Raw genomic sequence first — 22,454 nt, 5'->3', positions numbered from 1 at the left:
CGGCGGGGAGGGGTGGTGTCGGTGTCGGACGCGGAGCTGACCGTCGAGGTGACCGGCGCGGTGGCGACGGTGACGATCCGGAACCCGGCCCGGCGCAACGCGATGACGCCGGACATGTGGCGGCGGCTGCCGGTGCTGCTCGACGGGCTGGAGACCGACCCCGCGGTGCGCGCCCTGGTGCTCACCGGCGCGGACGGCACGTTCTGCGCCGGGGCCGACCTGGGCGACCTGGACGAGCTGCTGGACGCCGGCGACCAGAGCATCGCGGTCGTCGCCGAGGAGCGGCTGGCCGCCTTCGCCAAGCCGACCGTGGCCGCCGTCCAGGGGCCCTGCGTCGGCGGCGGCTGCCAGCTCGCCGTCGCCTGCGACCTGCGCGTCGCCGCCCCGGACGCCCGCTTCGGCGTGCCGCCCGCCCGGCTCGGACTGGTCTACCCGGCTCCGACCACCCGCCGGTTGACCCGGCTGGTCGGCCCCGCGACCGCGAAGTTCCTGCTCTTCACCGCCGAGCTGATCGACGCCGAGCGGGCGTTGCGGGTCGGCCTGGTGGACGAGGTGGTCGACGATCTCGCCGCCCGGGTGGACGCGATCACCACCGCCATCGCACAGCGCTCGCAGCTCAGCGTCGCCGCTGCGAAGGAGATCGTGGACGACCGGGCCGGGCCGGCCCGGATCGCCTGGTGGCACCGGAAGGTGCGGGACAGCGGCGAGGCCCGCGAGGGCGTCGCAGCCCACCGCGAGCGCCGCGCGCCGAACTTCGCCTGGTCACCGTCCGACCGCCCCTGACCGCCGCGACCCGGCCTGATCCACCGGCACGACCATCGCCCGCTGCGCCTCCTGATGGTGATTCTCCGTCCATGCGAGGAGGCCGGCCCGGCACCGTCGGATGTCTCTCGGGCGCTGTGGACCTGATGACGTGAATGGATCACGGTGCCGGCTCGGACCGTGCCGGCTCGGACCGTGCCGGCTCGGACCGTGCCGGCTCAGCACGGGCGGCGTCATCCGCTCGCGCCGACGCTCGGCCGCCGCCACTCGGTCAGGCGGGTGTCCGGCTTCGCGCGCCTGAGTCGTCTACGACATCAGCTCCAAAGCGTCGTCAGCCCTTCTCCCCGGCTCGCCCCGGCGACGAGGTGACCCTGCCCCTCGGGCACCGGCACCGGCACGCGCACGGGCACGCGCACGGGCACGGGCACGGGCACGGGCACGGGCACGGGCACCAGCGCAGGGACCGGCGGGCGCCGCGCCGGAGGCGTACCCCTCCGACGCGGCCCCCTGTGCCCGCCGGCCGGTCGGTCACCGCCCGGCGAACGCAGCCCAGCTCGGCGTCACCGGCTCGCGCCGCAGCGGCATGCCCGCCTCGGCCGGCGTCCGGTCGCCCTTGCGCTGGTTGCAGGCGTAGCAGGCGGCGGTCGTGTTCTTCCAGGTGTTCCGGCCGCCGCGCGAGCGGGGCAGGATGTGGTCGACGGTGCTGGCCGGGCCGCCACAGTACGCGCAGCACCGGGCGTCGCGCCGCAGCACACCGGCCCGGGACCAGGCCGGCCCGGCGTGAAACCGCCAGCGGGTGACCACGTACCGGACGAGGCGGACCACCCGGGGGACCGGGAAGACCCCGATCACCTGGTCCGGCTCGGCCTCGTGGATCTCGGCGACCCGGCGGCACAGCATCCGGATCGCGTGCTGGACGGTGACCCGGTGCAGCGGGCCGAGGTCGGCGTTGATGACGAGGACGGCGTCCACCGGGCTCTCCCTTCACGATCGGCGGCGGACCGGTCCGGACAGCGAAAAGCCGCCCGGTCCGGGTGGGGACGGGCGGCTGGAGCGCGTGCGGGCACGCGTCAGTCGGGTGTCCCGTCCCGGGGACCTTCGGCTCGGCAACCGTCCGACGGCAGCGTCGACCACGCGCACGTGACGTGCGACAACGACATGACTGACTCCCGGCGGGCTGGTTGACCTTGCGCGATCACGGTAGGTCCACCCCGGAGAGAGGGGCAACGTATTTCGATCCGCTCTCGGCCCGGTCCGGGCGCCGCTGCCGCCCGGCGTGGCCGGCGGCCCGGGCGGCAGCGAGGGGGGTGTTGATCCGCGCCGCCATCTGGGTGGTCAGCTCGCTGTCCAGCAGCGGCCGGTTGATCTCGGCGGCGACGGAGAGGGTCGGTCCGGAGATCGAGCGCCAGATGGCGGTCAGCCCGGCGCCGAGGCCGAGCAGGGCAACGGCCGCCCGCGTGGTGGGTGAGCCGGCCGCTGCGGCGGCGCTCACTCCGATGACCGCGCCGAGCACCACCAGCAGGGGTACGAGCACCGGCCAGAAGATCCCCCGGGCGGCCTGGACCACCAGTTTCCGGTCCCGGATGATCAGGTTGCGGGCGATGATCGCCCAGTTCTCCTCGTCGAGCAGGTCTTTCGGGTGCAGCCCGCCGGTGAGCACCCCGCGCCACAGCTCCCCCTGGTTGCGCAACTCGCGGGACAGCTCGGCCGCGTCGCCGGCCCCGGCCCGGGTGACCGCGGTCGCCCACGCCGCCAGGGAGCGCCGCACCACCGCCGCCGAGTACGGGGGCAGCACGGTGGCCAGCTCGTCCAGCCAGCGGCTGAACTCGACCTGCCGGCCGCCGAAGCGGTGGACCAGTTGCTCGCCGTCGCCCTGCCGTACGGTGTCGGCCAGCGAGCGGCCCAGCCGGTACGCCAGCCCCACCCGGTGGTTGGTGGCGGTCGCCCAGCGCAGCACGTCGACGTTCAGCTCGTCCATGGCGAGCAGCAGCGCGGTCACCTCGACGGGGCCGTCGTCCTCGCCGAGGCACGCGCGGGCGACCGCGGTGGACGGACCGGGCCGGTCGGTGCTGGTCAGGTGGGCGATCTGGGCGAGGGCCACGTCCACCCCGTCGAGGTACATCCGCATCCGGTGCCGCCCCGACATCTCCGTCAGGTTGGACAGCTTCGCGGGTGCCGTGGCCCGGCGGTGGTCCCCGCCGGTCAGGTCGACGGTCTGCCCCCGGTGGTAGGCGTCGGCCATCCACCAGCCGAGCCGCAGCGCCGTCACGATGCACGCCCGCTCGTCGCGGAGCAGCCCGTACGCGTCGTCGCGCCCGTCCTCGGCCGGCGCGGCGTCCATAGCGGACCGGTGCAGTGGCGACACCCTCCTGACCTCCCGTGCCGGCCGAACGCCGACGTTGATCGACGTCAGTCGAGCCTAGAGCAGCCAGGCGGACAAAAAGGGCGATTCAGCGGAGATCGCCCGGCGGCGGGGGTGCCTCAGCGGCGGGCGAGCAGGCCGCGCGGACGGATCGACCGGACCGGCTCGGCCGCCGCGCCCTCGGCCCGCAGGATGTGGTTGGCGGCGAGGATGCCGGTCGCCGCCGAGCGTTCCATCAGCGCGCTCGGGAACTCCGTGCGGATGCCGTCGCCGGCCAGGTAGAGGCCGTCGGCGTCGGTGCGTACCCCCGGGCGGTCGGCGTGGCTGCCCGGGGTGAACGCCGGCGCCTGGGCCTCCACCCGGGCGCGCAGCTCGCGGACCCGCAGCCTGGCCGCCTCCGGCCAGAGCGTGGTCAGCTCGCCCCGCATCCGCTCGGCCAGCTCCTCGGCGGGCACGCCCTCGTCGCAGGCGTACGCGTGCAGCTCGACCACCGAGCCGCCGGTCCGCTCGGCCCACCGGCGAGACTCGTTCTCCAGGCGGTGGTAGAGGGTCACCGAGTCGAGGGTGGGCTGCCGGGACACCCCGCTGAACACCGCCCGGTCGGCGCGCACGTCCCCGTCCAGCCAGTACCGCGCCACCGCGTACGGCGGACCGGGCCGGCCGAACGCGGGCATCCGCGCCACCAGCCGGGGCGCCGCCCCAAGCAGCCCGGGGGAGGCCGCGACCAGCGCGGCGAGCGCGGGCGGGTCGACGGCGAGCACCACGTGCCCCGCGCGGTACGACGAGCCGTCGGCGGTGGTCACCCGCCAGCCGCCCGGCTCCCGGTCCAGCCGGGTGGCGGCGGTGTCGGTGACGACCCGGCCGCCGTGCTTCTCCACGTGCCGGGTCAGCGGCTGCCAGATCGCCGTCGCGTAGTCCTCGTCCGGGCAGTCGAAGGCCAGCCCCTCCGGGTTGCCCAGCAGGTAGAAGTGGAACTGGGCGATCATCTCGGCGGCCGACATCTCCGCCTCGCGGTTGAAGAACGAGTGCGAGAAGACCTCGAAGAGCATTGCCCGGGCCCGGTCCGGCAGCCTCAGCGAGGTGAGCAGCTCGTCGGCGGTGGTGCTGTCGAAGTCGGCGTAGGTGCGCTGCGGATCGTAGGTGAGCAGCGGCAGCGCGGCGTCCCGGTCCATCCGGCGCAGGTCGGCCAGGCGCAGGCTGGGGCTGCGCAGCAGGAGCGCGAGCAGGTTCAGCGGCGGGGCCGGCGGCAGCCTGCCGAACTCCTCCGTCGGCCACTGCCCGCTCAGGATCGGGTACCCGGGGATCGGCTTGAGGAAGCCCAGAGCGGGGTCGACGCGGCGCAGGATCGACCGCCAGTTGTAGTACTGCCGGAAGAACGCGTGGAAGCCGTGCTCGTTGAGCTGCATGCCGTCGGCGAGCGCCTCCGGCCAGGCGCCCAGCCGGCCGCCGAGGGTCGGCGCGGCCTCCAGCACGGTCACCGCCACGCCCCGCTCGGCGAGCACCACGGCCGCCGACATGCCGGCGATCCCGCCGCCGACCACCACGGCCTCGACCGGGCGCGGCACGCGGGGGGCGCCACCGCCGCCCGGGTCGACCACCCGCTTTCGTACGCCGATGAGCCGACCCAGCATCTGCGACAGCGCCATGTGCACCCTCCGCCCGATGGAGCTTCCAGTCTGCCCCGGTCAGCTCTCCGACGGCAGCAGACAGCGTCGTTCGCGGTCCGAGGCGGGCCAGACGTACTCCAGGTCGGGCGGGACGTCGCCGAACTGCGGGCGGTAGTGCTCCGGGTCCTTGCGCAGCAGCGACGAGCGGTGGCTCAGGTGCAGGTCCTCCCGGCCCAGCCAGGGTGGCAGCTCACCGGCCTCGGCCAGCTCGGCCTGCGTCCGGATCCGCTCGATCCCGCAGGCGGCGGCGAGGTCGGTGGTCATGGTGCCGGCGCAGGTGTCCGCCCGGCCCGGCTCGCACCAGACGGCGCACATGTCCAGCCCGTACCGGGTGAGCGCCTCCTCGTACCCGGCCCACATCTTCACCGCCGGGTGGTTGCGCCAGCCGTAGCCGGGGCGGGTCAGCCCGCGCAGCACCTGGATGGTCTCCACCCGCTGCTTGCCCAGCCGCTTCTGGTCCAGCGTCCGGGCGCTCGCCAGGAAGTCCGGGTACGGGAGGAACGTCTGCATGCCGCTGCACTACCCGTCGTACGCCCCGACATGCGCCCATGATCAGCGGGGCTGCGCCCGGTGCGACCGGCTGACTACGATCCGGTCATGGCGGAACCCCTGCGCGATCGCGCGCGCCGCGCGACCGGCTGGCGGTTGCGGGCCAACGGCGACACGCGGCCGCACTACGTGGTCTGCGGCAACGACCCGCTCGCCTACTGGGTGGTCAAGGCGCTGCTCGCCACCGAACTGGCCCAGGGCCGGGTCCGCATCACCCTGGTCGTGCCCGAGCGCCGCCGCTCCGACGGGCCGGACGGCCGCGACGTCGACGGCATTCAGGTGGTGCGGGCCGACCGGCTCGACGAGACCACCTTCCGCCGGGCCGGTCTGGCCGGGGCGGACGGGCTGGCCCTGCTGCACCAGGACGACGTGGGCAACATGCACGCCGCGCTCTGCGCGCAGGAGGTGGAGCCCCGGCTGCGCCTCGTGGTGCGCATGTTCAACACCAGCCTCGCCAACGGCCTGCGCGAGCTCTTCCCCGACTCGGCGGTGCTCTCCGACGCCTCGATCGCCGCACCGGCGTTCGTGGCCGCCGCCCTCGGCGAGGTCGCCCCCACCCACTTCCGGCACGCCGGGCGCACCCTCTACGTGGCCCGCCGCGAGGACGTCCGCCCCGGCGACGTCGTCTGCGGCCTGGCCGTCACCACCGACCCGACCCTGGTCCGCGTGCTGCCCGCCGACGAGCCGACCGCCGACGTGGTGCTCGCCGAGGCGACCGGTCAGCCGGCCGGCACCGAGCTGGCCGCCCGCCGGCTGGTCCGGGCCCGCCGCCGCCGGCAGCCGCTCGCGGTGCTGCTCCGGGCCGTCCGCAGCTTCGCCACCCGCAAGATCGGGATCGCGGTGATCGTGCTGCTGGCGGTGATCGCGGTGCTCGGCTGGCTCAACTCCCGCGCGGTGGACGTGAGCTGGGCCGAGGCGCTTTACCTGACGCTGGTCACCACGCTCAGCGGCCAGGACCCGGACGTCACCAAGCCGGCCGCCGCGCAGATCATGCAGGTGGTGCTCAACCTCGCCGGGCTGGCGCTGATCCCGCTGATCACCGCCGTGGTGGTCGACGGCATCGTCAACGCCCGCCTCGCCCTGCACGCCGGCCGGATCCAGCCGGACCGCACCGGGCACGTCGTGGTGGTCGGGTTGGGCAACATCGGCACCCGGGTGATGGCCCAGCTGCGCGACTTCGGCGTGGAGGTGGTGGCGATCGACCGGACCGCCGAGGCGCGCGGCGCGTCGCTGGCCCGCCGGCTGGGCGTACCGCTGATCGTGGGGGACGCGGCCCGGGAGGAGACCCTGCGCTCCGCCTCCGTGGAGACCTGCCAGGCGCTGGTGGTCGTCTCCACCGATGACGGGGCCAATCTGCGCGCCGCGCTCAACGCCCGAGGGCTCAACGCCGAACTGCGGGTGGTGCTGCGGCTCTTCGACGGCGACTTCGCCGAGCGGATCCAGCAGGCGTTCGGCATCGGCATCTCGCGCAGCGTGTCGTACCTGGCCGCGCCGGCGTTCGCGGCCGCCCTGCTGGACCGGGCGGTGATCGCCACCATCCCGGTCGACCGGCACGCGCTGCTGGTGGTGGAGGTGCCGGTGGTGGCGGGCGCGCCGCTGGACGGCCGCCCACTGGCCGCCGTGGCCCGCCCCGGCGAGGTACGCCTGCTCGCGCACACCCGGGTCGGGCAGCGCACGGACTGGTCCGCCGACCCCCGAATGGTGATCAACGCGGGGGACCGGCTGACCGTGGTGGCCCGGCGGGCCGGGCTGAGCGCGCTGCTGCGCGAGAGCACCCCGCTGCCCGCCGCGCCGGCCGGTCCGCCCGCGCCCCGCGAACCGGAGGAATGACCCGGCGACCGGTCGGGCCGCGCCGGTCGGTTGAGCGGGCACTTCGGCCGGCGGCCGGCCGTCCCTCGCCGGTCGGTTGATCGCTCCGCGGCTGGCAGCCGGTCGGACCGCGCCGGTGGGAAGATCGACTCCGTTTGCGGCGTCGGGGTGTCCCGCAGCCCGGACACCCCGACACGCCGCAAAGCGCATGGATCTTGCCCGGTCGCCGGTCGCCGGTCGCCGGTCGCCGGGGCGGGACGGGGCGTGGGGTCAGGGTTTGGGGCGGAGGGCGTACCAGGCGGCGCCGAGGGCCAGCACGCCGAAGCCGGCGAGCACGCTGGCCGGCGGCAGGTTGACCGCGAGCAGCAGGCAGCCGACCAGCCCCACCCCGGCCAGCGCCCGTACCGGCAGCTTCCGGGCCGGGTCTCGGCCGAGCGTGAGCGCCGACGCGTTGGTGATCGCGTAGTAGACCAGCACCGTGCAGCTGGAGAAGCCGATCGCCCCGCGTACGTCACCGATCGCCACCACCGCGATCACCACGGCGGCCACCGCCAGCTCGGCCCGGTGCGGCACCTGGTGGACCGGGTGCACCGCGGCCAGCGCGCCGGGCAGGTCGTGGCGGCGGGCCATCGCCAGCAGGGTCCGGGCGACCCCGGCGAGCAGGGAGAGCAGCACCCCGGTCACCGCGACGGTCGCCCCGGTCCGGACCACCCAGGCCAGGCCGGGCAGCCCGGCGGCGGTCACCACGTCGACCAGGGGCGCGGCGGAGCCGGCCAGCCGGTCGGCCCCGAGCGCGCCGACCGTGACCACGGCGAGGAGCAGGTAGACCGCCAGCACCACGCCGAGGGCCAGCGGCACCGCCCGGGGGATGGTCCGCTCCGGATCGCGCACCTCCTCGCCGAGGGTGGCGATCCGGGCGTACCCGGCGAAGGCGAAGAAGAGCAGCCCGGCCGCGGTGAGCACGCCCCGGGCCGAGCCGCCGGACTCGGTGAGCCGGTCGAGCCGCACGTCGCCGGCCGCCACCCCGGCGATCGCGACCAGGGCCAGCACGGCCAGCACCACGACCACCAGGACCTTCGTCGCGGCGGCGGTCTTGCCGATGCCGCGCAGGTTGACCGCGGTCACCGCGAGCACGGCCGCGACGGCGACGAGCCGGGCCTGCCCGGGCCAGAGGTACGCCCCGATGGTCAGCGCCATCGCCGCGCAGCTCGCCGTCTTGCCGACCACGAACCCCCAGCCGGCCAGGAAACCGGCGAACGGGTTCAGCCGCTCCCGCCCGTAGACGTAGGTGCCGCCCGACTCGGGGTAGCGCGCGGCCAGCCGGGCCGAGCTGGTGGCGTTGCAGAAGGCGATGAAGCCGGCCAGCGCCAGCGCGACCAGCAGCCCGGCCCCGCCGGCCGCGGCGGCGGCCGGGGCGAAGACCACGAAGACGCCCGCGCCGAGCATCGACCCCAGCCCGATCACCACCGCGTCGGGTACGCCCAGCCGGCGCCTCAGTCGTTCCACGGTCGGCAGGCTAGGTGACCGAGGTGAACGGACGGTCCCAGGCGCGCAACCGGCCGGGCAGCGGCAGGTCGTCCCAGGGCACCCGGTGCAGCAGCCGGTCCAGCAGCAGCCCGAGCAGCAGCCCGGCCACCGAGTCGGTCAGCCAGTGCCAGCCCAGGTAGGTGGTGGTGGTCAGCACCACCAGCGGCGGCACCAGCCGGACGACGGTGAGCAGCCAGGCCGGCAGCTCCCGACCGAAGCTGCGCAGCAGCGGCGCGATCAGCAGCGCCAGCACGCCGTACCAGACGATCGCGTTCGCGACGTGGCCCGACGGGTAGGACTGCGCGTAGCTCACCGGCAGCTCGTGCTGGAAGAGCGGCAGGGTCTGCTCGGGCGGCAGGAACGGCTCCTTGACGCTGGCGCTGGGCGCGGGGCGGGCGGTCCAGACCTTGAGCGGCCCGATGGTCAGGTAGGTCAGCGCGAAGGCCGTGACCGGGGGCAGCACCGGGCGGATCGAACGCAGCCGGACCGCCAGCAGCACGCCCAGCCCGGCGGCGAGCAGCGTCAGCGGGGTGCCCTGGCCGAGGAAGTTGAACACCCGGGCCACCCAGTACGCCGCCGCCGGCCGGTGGTCCTCGGCCCAGTCGGCGACCGCCCGGTCGACGCCGAAGAGGTGGTCGGTGGCGAGCGCCACGGTCAGCCCGACCAGCGCGGCCAGCAGCAGGGCGTCCCACCACCAGCCGGCGGGACGGAGCCGCCGGGGTCGGGCCGCGCCGCGTACCGTCGTGGTCTCCCGCACGCGATCACGCTACCGGCCGCGGGCGGCGGCCGACCGGCGCGGGCCGCGGCGGCTGTGTGCCGAGCCACGAAGGGAAGCGTTCGACGGGGCGCACCCTTCACACTTGTCCCCGTGCGGATCACCTCGGCCCTCGTCGACCCGGCGCTGCTCGACCTCCCCTGGTCGACCCCGCTGGAGCAGTGGCCTGCCAAGCACCTGGTGGCGCTGCCCCAGGGCATCTCCCGGCACATCGTCCGGTTCGTCCGGCTCGGTGACTACGTGTACGCGTTCAAGGAGACTCGCGAGCGGATCGCCGAACGGGAGTACGACCTGCTCCGGGCCCTGGAGCGGATCGACTTCCCGTCGGTCGAGGCGGTGGCGATCGTCGCCGACCGGCAGACCGAGGACGGGGAACCCCTCGAGTCGGTGCTGATCACCCGGCACCTGCAGTTCTCGCTGCCCTATCGGGCGCTCTTCTCGCACACCCTGCGCCCGGAGACCATGAGCCGGCTGCTCGACGCGCTCGCCGCCCTGATCGTCCGGATGCACCTGACCGGCTTCTTCTGGGGCGACTGCTCGCTGTCGAACACGCTGTTCCGCCGGGATGCCGGGGCGTTCGCCGCCTACCTGGTCGACGCCGAAACCGGTGCCTTGCACAGCTCCCTCTCCAACGGCCAACGCGGCGAGGACCTGGAGATCGCCCGGGTGAACATCTTCGGCGAGGCGCTGGACCTCCAGGCCGCCGGGCTGCTGCACGAGTCGATCGACCCGGAGGTGGTCTGCGAGGAGGTCGTGCAGCGCTACGAGCGGCTCTGGCACGAGATCACCTACGAGCAGCAGGTCGAGCGGGAGGCCCGGCACGACATCGAGGGGCGGATCCGCCGCCTCAACGAGTTGGGCTTCGACGTGGCCGAGGTGGCCATGTCCACCGTCGACAACGGGCGGTACCTGGTCCGCCCGAAGGTGGTCGACGCCGGCTACCACACCCGGCGACTGCTCCGGCTGACCGGCCTGGACGCCGAGGAAAACCAGGCTCGCCGGCTGCTCAACGACCTGGACGCGTACCGGGTGGAGAGCGACCTGACCGACGAGCAGCAGGCGGCCCACCGCTGGCTGACCGAGGTCTTCGAGCCGGTGGTCCGGGCGGTGCCGGCGGGCCTGCGCCGCAAGCTGGAGCCGCAGGAGCTCTTCGCGCAGATCATCGAGCACAAGTGGCTGCTCTCCGAGCAGGCCGGCCGGGACGTCGGCATGGGCCCGGCGGTGCAGTCGTACCTGGCCGACGTGCTGGTGCACCGCCCGGACGAGCAAGCCGTGCTGGGCGTCGAAATGACCACGTCCGGCTGACCACCGACCATCAGGCGGCTCCGGCCCCGGGATCAGCCGTCAACCCCGGGGGCCGGAACACCGAAGCGGTCAGTCCAGCCAGGAGCCCTCGCGCATCACCCGGACCACGTTCAGCTCGTCGTCGAGCACCACGAGGTCGGCGCGGAGCCCCACCTGGAGCGCGCCGAGCCGGTCGCCGAGGCCGATCGCCCGGGCGGGGGTGGTGGCGACCATGCGGACCGCGTCGGTGATCGGGATGCCGGCGGCCACCGCGTGCCGAAGCGCGGCGTCCATGGTGAGGGTGCTGCCGGCGATCGAGCCGTCGCGGGCCAGCCGGGCCACGCCGTCGGCCACGGTGACCGCCTGGCCGCCCAGCTCGTAGTCGCCGTCGGGCATTCCGGCCGCGGCCATCGCGTCGGTGATCAGCGCGGCCCGCTCCGGGCCGGCGGTCGAGGTGGCGAAGGTGAGCATGCCGTCGTGCAGGTGCACGCCGTCGGCGACCAGCTCGCACACCACGTTCGGGGCGTCCAGCAGCGCGACGATCGGGCCGGGCTCGCGGTGGTGCAGCGGCCGCATGCCGTTGAACAGGTGGGTGGCGACGCTCGCGCCCGCCCCCACGGCGGCGCGGGTCTCGTCGTACGTGGCGTCGGTGTGGCCCACCGCGGCGACCACGCCGTGCGAGGTGAGCAGCTTGATCGCGTCCAGCGCGCCGGCCCGCTCCGGGGCCAGGGTCACCATCCGCACCGCGCCCGCGCCCAGCTCGATCAGCTCGGCCAGTTCGTCGGTGGAGGGATCGCGCAGGTACTCCGGGTTCTGCGCCCCGCAGCGCGCCGTCGACAGGTACGGCCCCTCGAAGTGCACGCCGGCCAGTACCCCCTCGCCCACCAGCGGGGCGAACGCGGCGGTGGCGTCCCGCATCAGCTCGAACGGGGAGCTGACCAGGCTGGCGAGCAGCGTGGTGGTGCCGTGCCCCAGGTGGAAGGCGGCCGCCGCCCGGGCCGCGTCGGCGTCGCCGGTGGTGAAGGTGTGCCCGCCGCCGCCGTGGGTGTGCATGTCCACGAAGCCGGGCACGATCCAGTGCCCGTCCCGCTTCGCCGGGTACTCGGCGACCGCGGTGATCCGGTCGCCGTTGATCTCCACGCACCCCTGCCGGATCACACCGGTCGGGGTCACCACCTTGCCGTTCACCCGCAGGGCCATTACTACTCCAGTCTGTCGAGGGCGAGCAGGGCGGCGCCGAGGCAGCCGGCCTCGTCGCCGAGGGCCGCCGCGACCAGGCGCGGCTCCCGGTGGAAGGTGATCCGTTCCCGCAGCGCCGCCCGCAGCGGGTCGAACAGGCGCGCCCCGGCCCGGGCCAGTCCGCCGCCGATCACCATGGTCTCCACGTCGTAGAGCGCCTGGGCGGTGACGAGCCCGTCGGCGAGCGCCTCGACGGCCTCCCGCCAGACCCGACCGGCCAGCTCCTCCCCGGCCGCCGCCCGCTCGGCCACCTCGGCGGCGGTCAGCGCGACGCCGGCCAGCTCGGTGTACCGGCGGCCGACCGCCGAAGCCGAGGCGACCGCCTCCAGGCAGCCGGGCCGCCCGCAGCCGCAGCGCGGGCCGTCGGGGCGTACCTGGATGTGGCCCAGCTCGCCGGCGGCGCCGTGCGCGCCGGCGGCGGCCGACCCGCCGACCACGTGGGCGGCGGCGATGCCGGTGCCCACGGCGACGAAGAGGACGTGCCCCACCCCGCGCCCGGCGCCGAGCCGGCTCTCGGCCAGGCCGCCGACGCGCACGTCGTGGCCGAGCGCCGTGGGCAGTCCGAGCCGCGTGGCGGCCAGCTCCCGCAGCGGTACGTCCCGGAAGCCGATGTTCGACGACCAGACCGCCACCCCGGCGGCCTCGTCCACCAGTCCCGGCACGCCGATGCCGCAGGCGACCGGGGTGAGACCGTCGGCGCGCGCCTTGCCGGCCAGCCCCTCGGCCACGTCGAGGATGGTGTCGACCACGGCGGCGGGGCCGCGCTCGGCGCCGGTGGGGTGCCGTTCGGCGTGCACCACGGCGCCGTCGGGGCGGACCAGCGCGCACTTCATCCCGGTGCCGCCGACGTCCAGCGCGACGACGACCGGGGCACCGTGGGGGGCGTCGGTCACGCGAGGACCACGGAACGGCTCAGGTGCCGGGGCGCGTCCGGGTCGAGGCCGCGGCTGGTGGCCAGGGCGACCGCGAAGCGCTGGGCCAGGATCAGGTCGGCCATCGGGTCGACCGGGGTACGCCCCGCCGCCCAGCTGCCCAGCACCGTGCGGCAGCCGTGGTGGCGGCTGTGCACGAACGCCGCGCCGGTGGCCGCCACGTCCTCGGGCAGCCCGTCGGGCAGCTCACCGAACACCCAGACCAACCGGCCGGGCGCGGCGATCGAGATCGGGCCGTGCCGGTAGTCCATGGCCGGGTACGCCTCGGCCCAGAAGGTGGCCGCCTCCCGGCACTTGAGCGCGGCCTCCTGGGCCAGCCCGACCGTCCAGCCCCGGCCGAGGAAGGTGGCCTGCTCGATGCGGGCCGGGTCGATCGGCAGCGGGGCCCGGACGGTGACCTCGGCGTCGGCGGCGAGCGCCTCGACGTTGTCACCGAGGTGGGCGCGGAGCAGCGCCAGGGCGGTGGTCGCGAAGCGGGTCTGCACCACCGACCGCTCGTCGGCGAAGGGCATGGTCACCGCCGCGTCGGCCAGCCCGGTGGCGGGCGAGGCGGGGTCGCCGACGAGGACCGTGCTGGGGGTCCGCCCGCGCAGCGCGGTGAGCAGGTCGAGCACCTCGGTGGTGGTGCCGGAGCGGGTGATCGCGATCAGCCGGTCGTAGCGGCGGCCGCTGGGGAACTCGCTGGCCTGGAAGGCGTCGGTCTCGCCGTGACCGGCGCGCTCGCGCAGCCCGGCGTACGCCGACGCCATGAACCAGGACGTGCCGCAGCCGACGACGGCGACCCGCTCACCGGGGCGGGGAAGATCGGCGGTGACGGTACCGGCGAGCTGTGCCGCCTCCCGCCAGCAGTCGGGCTGGCTAGCGATCTCCGCGTCGACGTACGCCATGGGAAACTCCTCGCACAGGGCGGCGGTGCGCAATACGGCTCATTAAAGCCGTCTTTCGCGCGTTATTCTGCGCGAATCCGGGTGGCCGTGGCAACCAGCTCCCAGATCGCGCAGCTGATGGTTTTGCGCCCTCGTAGTTTCGCGCACTACTGTGCACGCAATCAATCACCGTTCGTGCAGAGTCAACGGAGGCCCCCGCGGTGGACCGGTACGCCAGATGGAACGCTCTGCTCGAGATGCTGACCGACAGTGGCCGGGTCAGCGTCGAGGAGGCGGCCGAGCGGCTGGACGTCTCGCAGGCCACCATCCGGCGTGACTTCGACCAGCTCGCCCAGCAGCAGATGATCACGCGGACCCGGGGTGGCGCGGTCGCCAACGGCGTCTCGTACGACCTGCCGCTGCGCTACAAGACCGCGAAGCACTCCGCCGAGAAGCAGCGGATCGGCGCGGCCGCCGCCGCCCTGGTCTCCCCGGGCACCGTGGTCGGCCTCAACGGCGGCACCACCAGCACCGAGGTCGCCCGTGCCCTGGCTGTCCGCCCGGACCTGAACACCAGCGCCGAGGGCGCTCAGCTGACCGTGGTCACCAACGCCCTGAACATCGCCAACGAGCTGCTGGTGCGCTCCCGGATGAAGGTGGTCGTCGCCGGCGGGGTGGTGCGCCCGAAGTCGTTCGAGCTGGTCGGCCCGCTGGGCGGGGCGCTGCTGCGCGAGGTCACCCTGGACGTCGCCCTGCTCGGCGTGGACGCCGTCGACCCGCAGCTCGGCGCCGCCGCCCACCACGAGGGGGAGGCGGCGATGAACAACCTGATGGTGGCCCGCGCCAAGCGCGTGGTGATCATCGCGGACTCGTCCAAGCTGGGCGGGCACGCCTTCGCGCGGATCTGCCCGGTGGACCGGGTGGAGACCCTGGTGACCGACTCGGGCGCGTCGGTCGACGTGGTGGAGGCGTTCCGCGCCGCCGGGGTCAACGTCATCTGCGCCTGAGTGTCTCGTTGATACACGGTCGGTAGCGACTCGACGCCCCGATGCATACCGGGTATTGCCCTCCGGAGCATACCGAGTATGGTGACCGCTGTCATAAGCCAACCATCGGGGGAGGCGCAGCTTGTCGGCTGTCCTGGAGATCGAAGGTCTACGTAAGACGTACAAGAGCCGCCGGCGGGGCACCCGCAACGCGCTGGACGGCTTCGACATGCGGGTCGAGGCGGGCCAGGTGCACGGCTTCCTCGGCCCCAACGGGTCGGGCAAGACCACCACACTGCGGACCCTGCTCGGCCTCATCCGGCCCGACGGCGGCCGGATGACCATCCTCGGGCGCGAGGTGCCCGCGGCGCTGCCCACGGTGGCCGGTCAGGTCGGCGCGATCGTGGAGAGCCCGCAGTTCTTCCCGCACTTCTCCGCGCGGGACACCCTGTCGCTGCTCGCCGGCGCCGGTGAGGTGCCGGTCAACCGGGTCGACGAGGTGCTGGAGCTGGTCGGCCTGCGCGACCGGGCCGGTGAGCGGGTCAAGACGTACTCGCTCGGCATGAAGCAGCGGCTCGCGGTCGCCTCGGCCCTGCTCAAGAACCCGAAGCTGCTGATCCTCGACGAGCCGGCCAACGGCCTCGACCCCGGCGGCATCCGGGAGATGCGCACCCTGATGCGCACCCTCGCCGAATCCGGGATGACCGTGGTGCTCTCCAGCCACATCCTCGGCGAGATCCAGCTCATCTGCGACTCGGTCACCATCATCTCGCTGGGCCGGCGGGTCGCCTTCGGTCCGGTCGACCAGGTGCTCGCCGCCCACTCGCACGGCGGGGTCCGGGTCCGGCTGGAGGCGGCCGAGGACCTCGCCGCCGCCGCCGACCTGCTCGACCGCTCCGGCGTGTCGGTGACCCGGCATCCCGACCACCTGATGCTGGCCGGAGTGGACAAGCCGGCCTCGGTCAGTCGGCTCCTCGCCGAGCAGCACCTGTACGTCAGCGAACTGGCCCCGGTGGCGGTGGACCTGGAGAGCGTCTTCCTGGAACTGACCGCCACCGCGCCGGTGCCCGGTCAGCACCGCCAGGTGGACCAGTCCACGAAGGTCGGTGGGCCGGAGCAGGCCGGCGCCGCCGGAGGAGGTTGGGGAGCATGAGTCTCTACCGTACGGAGCTGCGTCGGCTGACCAAGCGGCGCTTCACCCGCTGGATGACCCTGGCCGGGGTGCTGGTGCTGCTGGCGGTGCTCGTCGGCGTCTTCCTGACCAACCACAAGATCGGCCCTGCGGAACAGGCCCGGGCCGAGCGCCAGGCCGAGCAGCAGTACCAGGAGCAGGTCCGCTGGGCCGAGCAGGAGCGGACGGCCTGCGTACAGGCCCAGGCGGCCGGCACGGCGAACGACGGCCGGTTCCCGCCGGACTGCCAGATGATCACCCCGCCGCCGCGGGACGCGTTCCAGGCGCAGTGGTTCCTGCCGTCCACCTTCGACTTCCGCGAGGCCTTCGACGACACGCTGGTCCCGTTCACCGCGATCCTGGCGCTGGTCGGGTTCGTCGTCGGCGCCTCCTTCGTCGGGGCCGAGTGGAGCACCGGCGGGATGATGAACCTGCTGCTCTGGCGGCCGAAGCGGCTCACCGTACTGCTGACCAAGCTGGCGGCGCTGCTGACCGGCCTGCTCACCCTGGCCCTGACCTCGGCGGTGGTCTGGACCGTCGGGTTCTGGCTGGTCGGCACCTTCCGCGGCACCACCGCGAAGACGACGTCCGGGGCCTGGCAGTCCTTCGCCCTCACCGGGCTGCGCGGCCTGCTGCTGGTGCTGACCGCCGCGACGCTCGGCTTCGCGCTGGCCTCGCTGGGCCGGCACACCGCGATGGCGCTCGGCGGCGCGATCGCGCTCGTCGTGGTGGGCCAGTTCGGCGTCGGCATCCTGCTCAGCCTGGCGAGCGTCAAGTTCGTGGAGGCGTGGCTGCTGCCCACCTACGCGCTGGCCTGGATGCAGAAGAAGGTGACCCTGGAGAACTACGACTCCTGCAACAACGTCTCGTACTCCGGGGAGTGCAAGCCGGAGATCCTCGAAATCACCTGGCAGCACTCGTCCACCCTGCTGATCGGCGCGCTGGTCGTGCTGCTCGGCGCGGCCCTCTGGACGATGCGGCGGCGCGACATCGCCTGACCGTCGGCCGGGTCCCGCGCCACCGCGCGGGGCCCGGCGGCGTCGGGTGCGACGGGCGGCGGCCCTGGTTACGCTGGGGGTCCCCCCGGTCGGCCGCGCAGCCGCCGGCCGCCCGCGCTGCGTGAGGAGCGAGCATGCCCGCCGACGCGTCCCCGGCCGCCACCGACCGGCCGGAGCCGTCCGGGCGGGCCGTCACCGAGGAGCGGACCGGGCCCGTCGTCCCACCGCCGCGCAGCGCCCCACCGACCGAGGACGCCCCGGAGTCCGCCGACCCGGCCGCTGCCGGCGTCCCCGCCGACCCGGCCGTCTCCGACCACCCGGCTGTCCCCGCTGACGTGGCGGGTGCTGCGTCCGGGTCTGACGGGTCGCCGGCGGGCATCTCGGGCGAGGCGGTGCCGGCGCAGCGCGGACCGGCTGACCGGAGCGCGCCGGACACCCTGACCGAGCGGGAAGAGCGGATCCTCGCCTTCGAGCAGCAGTGGTGGAAGCACGCCGGGGCCAAGGAGCAGGCCATCCGGGACACCTTCGGCCTCTCCGCCACCCGCTACTACCAGCTGCTCAACGCCCTGCTGGACCGGCCCGCCGCGCTGGCCGCCGAGCCGGTGCTGATCGGGCGGCTGCGCCGGCTGCGCTCCTCGCGAGCCCGCAACCGCCGGCGCTGACGACTTTTCCTACCGGCCGTTGCCCACGGCGAAGAGGGTCGGGGCCCATTCCCGGATAGCGCGGATTCTGCTGACGCTACCGTCGGTGATTTGCGCCCAGCGGCCGGTTCGTCCGATCTGCGGCGGTCGCGGGGACGGGCATGGTGCCGGCCGGGCCGGGTAGCCGGACCGCGGGGACAACGGCGAGGGGAGCGGGTCGATGGTGGGACCGGAGGCGCGACACCCGGCGGGGCACACGGTGCGGACCGTCGGCGAGGCGTACGCGATGCGGGTCCGCTCCGCCTCGGTGGCCGCCCCCGGCCGCCCCGAGAACGAGGACGTGGTCTTCCGGTTCGGCCCGCTGGTGGGCGTGCTCGACGGGGCCACCGTGCCGGAGGGGTTCGACACGGGGTGCGTGCACGGGCCGGCGTGGTTCGTCCGCCACCTGGCCGCCCGGATCGGGCTGGCCGTCGCCGCCCGGCCGACGGCGACCCTGGTGAGCAGCCTCGCCGCGGCGCTGCTGGCGGTGCGCGCCGACCACGGCGACGCCTGCGACCTGGGCCACCCCGGCACCCCGTCGGCGACGGTCTGCCTGCTCCGGGAGGGTGGCGACGAGATCGACTACCTGGTGCTCTGCGACAGCCCACTGGTCCTCGACGTCGGCGGCCGGGTCGAGGTGGTCTCCGACGACCGGCTGGACGGCGCGCTGGCCGACCTGCGCCGGATCGCGGCGGGACTGCCGGGGGAGGCCGACGCGCAGACCCGGTTCCGGCAGGCGGTGCAGGTGCAGCGGGAGCGGATGAACCGCACCCACGGCTACTGGGTGGCCGCGGCGGACCCGGACGCCGCGTTCCACGCGGTCACCGGCACCCGGCCGCTGCGGGGACCGGACGCGGTCCGCCGGGCGGTGCTGCTCTCCGACGGGGCGTCCTGCGCCGTCGAGGAGTTCGGCCTGCTCGACTGGGCCGGGCTGCTCGACCTGGTGACCGCGCAGGGGCCGGGGGCGCTGATCGAGCAGGTACGCGCCGCCGAGCGCGACCATCCCGAGCGGCTGCGGCGGCACAAGCGCGCCGACGACGCCTCGGCGGTGCTCTGCGAATTCCCGTACTCGGCCTGACCGGCCCGGGCTCGACGGGCCGTCGACAGCGGAGCGTGACGCGGAACACCCCGATGGGACGACCGGCCGGTACCTGCGGCCGGAGGGCCAATCGCGGCCCGAAGGGCTGGACGACCGGCGGCGGTACCGGCAGACTGCGGCACTGTGACGGGTGCGGTACGACTGGAACCGGTGGACGAGCGGAATCTGGAGCCGTTGCTCTCCGTAGCGGTGGCCGAGGCGGAACCGGGTGACGTGATGCCCCCGGTCGAGGCGCCCGTCGGCTGGTCACTCGCCCGTCGGGAGGCGTTCCGCGAGTTCCACCGGGCCAGCTTCGCCGGCCTGGACGGCCCCACCCGCACCCGCATGTACGCGATCGTCGCCGGTGGCGAGGTGGTCGGCATGGTGCGGATGAGCCGCTGCGAGGAGCCCGGCCTGGTGGAGACCGGGATGTGGCTCGGGCGCTCGGCGCGGGGGCAGGGCCTCGGCGTCGGGGCCCTGCGCGAGTTGCTCAACGAGGCCGCCGCAGCCGGGATGCGCGCCGTGGTCGCGGAGACCACCCGGGACAACATCGGGGCCGTGCAGGTGCTGAAGAAATGCGGCGCCAAACTGCGCGAGAATGGCGACAAGGTGCACGCCGAAATCTGCCTCGACGCCATCCCTCCGGCGCTCTGACAATTCTCTGCGAGGTTTGACCCTCGGCGTGCCGTTGCTGGCCGACGCGCTGCACCTGTCCCTTTTGCGGCTTTGATCGTCGCTCGGTATTGCCTTCCCCAAGAATGCAGCAATGGGCCCCGGAAACTGCGGGGAAATGTTTTGCGCAGGTGCCCCCGGGTACTGCCGCCCGGGTCCGCCAAAACGGGACGCCCCGATCGCAGGCCCGCCGTGCGCAATTCCCCGGTTGCTGGTTCCGGCCTCCGGTGATCGGGTCGCCGACCACCGGGGAGTGAAGGAGAACCGATGAAGAGCGGAATGCGGGTCGGCCTCGCGGTCGGCTTCGGATATGTCCTCGGGCGACGGAAGAAGCTGCGTACCGCCCTCACCCTGGCCGCCGCCGTCGCCGCCGGGCGGGCCAGTCGTGATCCCGGTCAGCTGCTCAAGCGCGGCGGCGACCTGTTGACCTCGTCCCCCCATCTGTCGGGCCTGGGGAAGTTGGGCGGCCCGCTCGCCTCCGCCGGCAAGGCCGCCGCGACCGCCGCCGCCGGCAGCGGCATCGACGCCATCAGCGGCAAGCTGCGCGGCAGCGCGGACGCGCTGCGCCGCCGGTCGGGCGGGGGTGGCGACGACGGGCAGCGCTCCGCGCCCGACGAGGAGCAGGAGCTGGACGACCAGCCGCAGCCGGGCGACCGGGGCGCGGACCCGGCGACGGCGGAGCGGGGGCGGTGAGCATGCCGACGAGCGATCCCGGTGCCCTGGCCGGCCGGGCGAAGGAGCAGCTCGGCGCCGACCTGCGGGACCTGGCGTCCGCGATCGGCGAGCGGGCCGCCGCGGTGGTCAGCGAGCGGATCACCGGCGCCACCGGCCGACTCAGCGAGTACGCGAAGGCCGGCGGCGGCCCCGGCCTGGTCGCCGCCGCGACCGGTGCGCAGAAGCTCGCCGAGGGCAAGTCCCCCGTCCGGGCCATGTTCCAGGCCGGCCTGGCCGGCGGTAAGGAGAAGCTGATGTCGGCGTTCGGCGGCGGCGGCAAGGGCGGCAAGGGCGGCAAGAAGCTCAAGGTCACCAACATCGTCGAGGCGATCGAGGTCGGCGTGCCGGTCCGGGCCGCCTACAACCAGTGGACCCAGTTCGGCGACTTTCCGAGCTTCATGAAGAAGGTCGAGCAGGCCCAGAACGACTCCGACGAGAAGATGACCTGGAAGGCGCAGGTCTTCTGGTCGCACCGGAGCTGGGAGTCGACCATCGTCCGGCAGATCCCGGACCGGCTCATCCACTGGCGGTCCAAGGGCCAGAAGGGTTCGGTGGACGGCACCGTCAGCTTCCACGAGCTGACCCCGGACCTGACCCGCATCCTGGTCGTCCTGGAGTACCACCCGCAGGGGCTCTTCGAGCACACCGGCAACCTCTGGCGAGCCCAGGGCCGACGGGTCCGGCTGGAGCTGAAGCACTTCGTCCGGCACGTGATGACCACCACCGTGCTCGACCCGGACTCCGTCGAGGGCTGGCGGGGCGAGATCGAGGACTCCCGGGTGGTCAAGGACCACGAGACCGCGCTCCGCGAGGAGCAGGAGGCCCGCGAGGAGCAGGAGCGGGGCCGGGCCGAGGAGCCCGAGGAGGAGCCGGAGGAGGAGCGCCGGCCCGCCGAGCGTGGCCGCCGTCGACCGACGCAGCGCCGTCGGCCCCCGGAGGAGGACGAGTACGACGCGTACGACGAGGGCGAGGACTACGACGAGGGGTACGGCGAGGAGGAAATTGAGGAGGAGAAGCCTCCGCCGCGTCGACGCCAACCGGAGCGGGCCCGCCGCCCGCAGCCGCGCCCGGAGCGGGAGCCCCGCGAGGAACCGCAGCGCCCCCGCCCGGTGACCCGACGTGCTCCGGAGCCCCCGCGTCGGCCGGTGGTCCGCCGCCGGCGTGAGGAGCGTGGCGAATGACGATCGCGACGACCGGCGGACAGGCCGGTAGCGCCCTGGAACGCGGCGCGGGCGGTGGTGCCGGGGGCACCCTCGCCGACGTGGTGGAGACGGTGCTGGACAAGGGCGTGGTGATTGACGCCCAGGTCTCGGTCGCCGTGGTCGGCATCCAGCTGTTGGAGATCAACGCTCGGATCGTGATCGCCAGCGTGGAGACGTACCTGCGGTTCGCCGAGGCGGTCGACCGGCTGAGCATCACCCCGAAGAACCAGAAGGGGCTGCCCGACCTGGTGGGGGACGCGGCCGGTGCGGCGACCAAGGGCAGGGCCATCTCCGGCCTCGGCAAGGCGGCCCAGGAGATCAGCGGCGCGGTGGCGGACTCGCTCAGCGACCGGGGCCGGGATCGGGAGCGGCCCCGCCGACGCCGGGACGAGGAGCGGTGAGATGACCGACGAGCAAGCTCAGCCGGGCGGCGCGACCGGGCTGTTCATCTACGGCATCGTGCCGTCCGACGTGGAGCCGACCCCGGACGCAGAAGGGGTCGGCGACCCGCCGGGCGAGGTGACCGTGGTCCGGCACGGCGAGCTGGCCGCGCTGGTCAGCGAGGTCGGGTTGGAGGAGCCGATGGGCCGCCCCGCCGACCTGACCGCGTACCAGACGCTGCTGGACGGGACGGCGGCCGTCGCGCCGGTGCTGCCGGTGCGGTTCGGCACGGTGGTGACCGGGTCGGACGCGGTCGAGGACCTGCTGGCGGCCCACCACGACCGGTTCGCCAACGCCCTCGACGAGTTCGAGGACCGGTTGCAGTACACGGTGCACGGCCGCTTCGACGAGGAGGCCGTGATCAGCGACTTCCTCGCCGAGAACAGCTCCGCCGCCGCGCTCGCCGACCAGGTGCGCGGCCGGCCCGAGGCGGAGAGCCGGGAAGAGCGGATCCGGCTCGGCGAGATGATCAGCCAGGGAGTGGAGCTGCGCCGGGAGGCGGAGAACCGGACGCTGATCGACACCCTCACCCCGTACGTGGTGTCGCACGCGCCGCGTCTGCCGAGCAACGAACTGGACGCGATGAACGTCGCCTTCCTGGTCGACACCGAGGACGAGGAGGAGTTCGTCCGGGTACTGGAGGAGTTCGCCGAGCAGCGCCGGGGCCTGATCCGGATGCGGCTGCTCGGGCCTCTCGCCCCGTACGACTTCGTCACTGCGCACCAGCTGGCGGAGTGAGG

General features: G+C 74.3%; 22 protein-coding genes. 13 read left to right on the top strand and 9 right to left on the bottom strand.

The window, feature by feature from the left end; translation table 11 throughout:
* Positions 1-15 precede the first annotated feature (15 nt).
* Complete coding sequence (locus V6U88_RS03890; protein WP_334449825.1) at positions 16-783, top strand: enoyl-CoA hydratase/isomerase family protein; 768 nt, start codon at positions 16-18, stop codon at positions 781-783.
* A 507-nt stretch (positions 784-1,290) separates the two neighbouring features.
* Here the strand turns inward: V6U88_RS03890 and V6U88_RS03885 are convergent.
* From V6U88_RS03885 to V6U88_RS03870, 4 genes are all read right to left on the bottom strand, one after another.
* Positions 1,291-1,734, bottom strand: coding sequence for an HNH endonuclease (locus tag V6U88_RS03885; protein WP_334449824.1), 444 nt, complete (start codon positions 1,732-1,734; stop codon positions 1,291-1,293).
* 223 nt (positions 1,735-1,957) lie between these two features.
* Complete coding sequence (locus tag V6U88_RS03880; protein ID WP_334449822.1) at positions 1,958-3,103, bottom strand: hypothetical protein; 1,146 nt, start codon at positions 3,101-3,103, stop codon at positions 1,958-1,960.
* A 140-nt stretch (positions 3,104-3,243) separates the two neighbouring features.
* Positions 3,244-4,770 (bottom strand): FAD-dependent oxidoreductase, encoded by a 1,527-nt coding sequence (locus tag V6U88_RS03875; protein WP_334449820.1) that lies wholly within the window; start codon positions 4,768-4,770, stop codon positions 3,244-3,246.
* Positions 4,771-4,809: 39 nt separating this feature from the next.
* On the bottom strand, positions 4,810-5,301 hold the full coding sequence (locus tag V6U88_RS03870) for an MSMEG_6728 family protein (protein ID WP_334449818.1): 492 nt from the start codon (positions 5,299-5,301) through the stop codon (positions 4,810-4,812).
* An 87-nt stretch (positions 5,302-5,388) separates the two neighbouring features.
* On the opposite strand from V6U88_RS03870, the gene V6U88_RS03865 reads away from it, so the two are divergent.
* Positions 5,389-7,170, top strand: a complete 1,782-nt coding sequence (locus tag V6U88_RS03865; protein ID WP_334449816.1) for an NAD-binding protein — start codon at positions 5,389-5,391, stop codon at positions 7,168-7,170.
* Between the two features lie 249 nt (positions 7,171-7,419).
* Here the strand turns inward: V6U88_RS03865 and V6U88_RS03860 are convergent, their stop codons facing one another.
* Both V6U88_RS03860 and V6U88_RS03855 read right to left on the bottom strand, forming a co-directional pair.
* The gene (locus V6U88_RS03860) at positions 7,420-8,655 is read right to left on the bottom strand and encodes an APC family permease (protein ID WP_334449814.1); all 1,236 of its coding nucleotides are present in this window, start codon (positions 8,653-8,655) and stop codon (positions 7,420-7,422) included.
* A 10-nt stretch (positions 8,656-8,665) separates the two neighbouring features.
* Positions 8,666-9,433, bottom strand: a complete 768-nt coding sequence (locus tag V6U88_RS03855; RefSeq protein ID WP_334449812.1) for a phosphatase PAP2 family protein — start codon at positions 9,431-9,433, stop codon at positions 8,666-8,668.
* A gap of 111 nt (positions 9,434-9,544) precedes the next feature.
* Between V6U88_RS03855 and V6U88_RS03850 the strand changes: the two genes are divergently transcribed.
* Positions 9,545-10,756, top strand: a complete 1,212-nt coding sequence (locus tag V6U88_RS03850) for a DUF4032 domain-containing protein (protein ID WP_334449811.1) — start codon at positions 9,545-9,547, stop codon at positions 10,754-10,756.
* 69 nt (positions 10,757-10,825) lie between these two features.
* Here V6U88_RS03850 and nagA read toward each other — a convergent pair whose 3' ends face one another.
* Genes nagA through V6U88_RS03835 form a run of 3 tightly spaced genes read right to left on the bottom strand, consistent with a single transcriptional unit; the run spans position 10,826 to position 13,793 of the window.
* Positions 10,826-11,935 (bottom strand): N-acetylglucosamine-6-phosphate deacetylase, encoded by a 1,110-nt coding sequence (gene nagA / locus V6U88_RS03845; RefSeq protein WP_334449810.1) that lies wholly within the window; start codon positions 11,933-11,935, stop codon positions 10,826-10,828.
* A 2-nt stretch (positions 11,936-11,937) separates the two neighbouring features.
* Positions 11,938-12,867: an ROK family protein gene (locus V6U88_RS03840; RefSeq protein WP_334449809.1), complete on the bottom strand. Its 930-nt coding sequence runs from the start codon at positions 12,865-12,867 to the stop codon at positions 11,938-11,940.
* A complete protein-coding gene (locus V6U88_RS03835; protein WP_334449807.1) occupies positions 12,864-13,793 on the bottom strand; it encodes an SIS domain-containing protein in 930 nt (309 codons plus the stop codon). Before V6U88_RS03835 ends, V6U88_RS03840 begins: the two co-directional genes overlap by 4 nt.
* Positions 13,794-13,993: 200 nt before the next feature.
* On the opposite strand from V6U88_RS03835, the gene V6U88_RS03830 reads away from it, so the two are divergent.
* The 10 genes from V6U88_RS03830 (at position 13,994) to V6U88_RS03785 (ending at position 22,452) form a co-directional block, all read left to right on the top strand.
* Positions 13,994-14,779: a DeoR/GlpR family DNA-binding transcription regulator gene (locus V6U88_RS03830; RefSeq protein ID WP_154941489.1), complete on the top strand. Its 786-nt coding sequence runs from the start codon at positions 13,994-13,996 to the stop codon at positions 14,777-14,779.
* Positions 14,780-14,900: 121 nt separating this feature from the next.
* Positions 14,901-15,911, top strand: coding sequence for an ATP-binding cassette domain-containing protein (locus tag V6U88_RS03825; protein WP_334449805.1), 1,011 nt, complete (start codon positions 14,901-14,903; stop codon positions 15,909-15,911).
* The gene (locus V6U88_RS03820) at positions 15,908-16,927 is read left to right on the top strand and encodes an ABC transporter permease subunit (RefSeq protein ID WP_334449804.1); all 1,020 of its coding nucleotides are present in this window, start codon (positions 15,908-15,910) and stop codon (positions 16,925-16,927) included. The genes V6U88_RS03825 and V6U88_RS03820 overlap by 4 nt, the downstream gene beginning before the upstream one ends.
* Before the next feature lie 134 nt (positions 16,928-17,061).
* Positions 17,062-17,589: a DUF3263 domain-containing protein gene (locus V6U88_RS03815; RefSeq protein ID WP_334449803.1), complete on the top strand. Its 528-nt coding sequence runs from the start codon at positions 17,062-17,064 to the stop codon at positions 17,587-17,589.
* 199 nt (positions 17,590-17,788) lie between these two features.
* The gene (locus V6U88_RS03810; RefSeq protein WP_334449801.1) at positions 17,789-18,685 is read left to right on the top strand and encodes a hypothetical protein; all 897 of its coding nucleotides are present in this window, start codon (positions 17,789-17,791) and stop codon (positions 18,683-18,685) included.
* A gap of 144 nt (positions 18,686-18,829) precedes the next feature.
* A complete protein-coding gene (locus V6U88_RS03805) occupies positions 18,830-19,339 on the top strand; it encodes a GNAT family N-acetyltransferase (protein ID WP_334449799.1) in 510 nt (169 codons plus the stop codon).
* Between the two features lie 285 nt (positions 19,340-19,624).
* Complete coding sequence (locus V6U88_RS03800; protein WP_334449797.1) at positions 19,625-20,050, top strand: hypothetical protein; 426 nt, start codon at positions 19,625-19,627, stop codon at positions 20,048-20,050.
* 2 nt (positions 20,051-20,052) lie between these two features.
* On the top strand, positions 20,053-21,252 hold the full coding sequence (locus V6U88_RS03795; protein WP_334449921.1) for an SRPBCC family protein: 1,200 nt from the start codon (positions 20,053-20,055) through the stop codon (positions 21,250-21,252).
* Positions 21,249-21,674, top strand: a complete 426-nt coding sequence (gvpJ, locus tag V6U88_RS03790; RefSeq protein WP_334449796.1) for a gas vesicle protein GvpJ — start codon at positions 21,249-21,251, stop codon at positions 21,672-21,674. The genes V6U88_RS03795 and gvpJ overlap by 4 nt, the downstream gene beginning before the upstream one ends.
* A gap of 1 nt (position 21,675) precedes the next feature.
* A complete protein-coding gene (locus V6U88_RS03785) occupies positions 21,676-22,452 on the top strand; it encodes a GvpL/GvpF family gas vesicle protein (RefSeq protein ID WP_334449794.1) in 777 nt (258 codons plus the stop codon).
* Positions 22,453-22,454: the final 2 nt, after the last annotated feature.

It is taken from the genome of Micromonospora sp. CPCC 205739 (assembly GCF_036906795.1).
GTDB lineage: Bacteria > Actinomycetota > Actinomycetes > Mycobacteriales > Micromonosporaceae > Micromonospora.
The sequence above is the reverse complement of the archived record's forward strand: the minus strand, read 5'-3'. Positions and strand labels throughout refer to the sequence as shown.

Coding starts and splice junctions, on each gene's coding strand:
- V6U88_RS03880 (WP_334449822.1), bottom strand. CDS start 3,103: ATGGACGCCGCGCCGGCCGAGGACGGGCGCGACGACGCGTACGGGCTG.
- V6U88_RS03875 (WP_334449820.1), bottom strand. CDS start 4,770: ATGGCGCTGTCGCAGATGCTGGGTCGGCTCATCGGCGTACGAAAGCGG.
- V6U88_RS03870 (WP_334449818.1), bottom strand. CDS start 5,301: ATGCAGACGTTCCTCCCGTACCCGGACTTCCTGGCGAGCGCCCGGACG.
- V6U88_RS03865 (WP_334449816.1), top strand. CDS start 5,389: ATGGCGGAACCCCTGCGCGATCGCGCGCGCCGCGCGACCGGCTGGCGG.
- nagA (WP_334449810.1), bottom strand. CDS start 11,935: ATGGCCCTGCGGGTGAACGGCAAGGTGGTGACCCCGACCGGTGTGATC.
- V6U88_RS03835 (WP_334449807.1), bottom strand. CDS start 13,793: ATGGCGTACGTCGACGCGGAGATCGCTAGCCAGCCCGACTGCTGGCGG.
- V6U88_RS03820 (WP_334449804.1), top strand. CDS start 15,908: ATGAGTCTCTACCGTACGGAGCTGCGTCGGCTGACCAAGCGGCGCTTC.
- V6U88_RS03815 (WP_334449803.1), top strand. CDS start 17,062: ATGCCCGCCGACGCGTCCCCGGCCGCCACCGACCGGCCGGAGCCGTCC.
- V6U88_RS03810 (WP_334449801.1), top strand. CDS start 17,789: ATGGTGGGACCGGAGGCGCGACACCCGGCGGGGCACACGGTGCGGACC.
- V6U88_RS03800 (WP_334449797.1), top strand. CDS start 19,625: ATGAAGAGCGGAATGCGGGTCGGCCTCGCGGTCGGCTTCGGATATGTC.
- V6U88_RS03795 (WP_334449921.1), top strand. CDS start 20,053: ATGCCGACGAGCGATCCCGGTGCCCTGGCCGGCCGGGCGAAGGAGCAG.
- gvpJ (WP_334449796.1), top strand. CDS start 21,249: ATGACGATCGCGACGACCGGCGGACAGGCCGGTAGCGCCCTGGAACGC.
- V6U88_RS03785 (WP_334449794.1), top strand. CDS start 21,676: ATGACCGACGAGCAAGCTCAGCCGGGCGGCGCGACCGGGCTGTTCATC.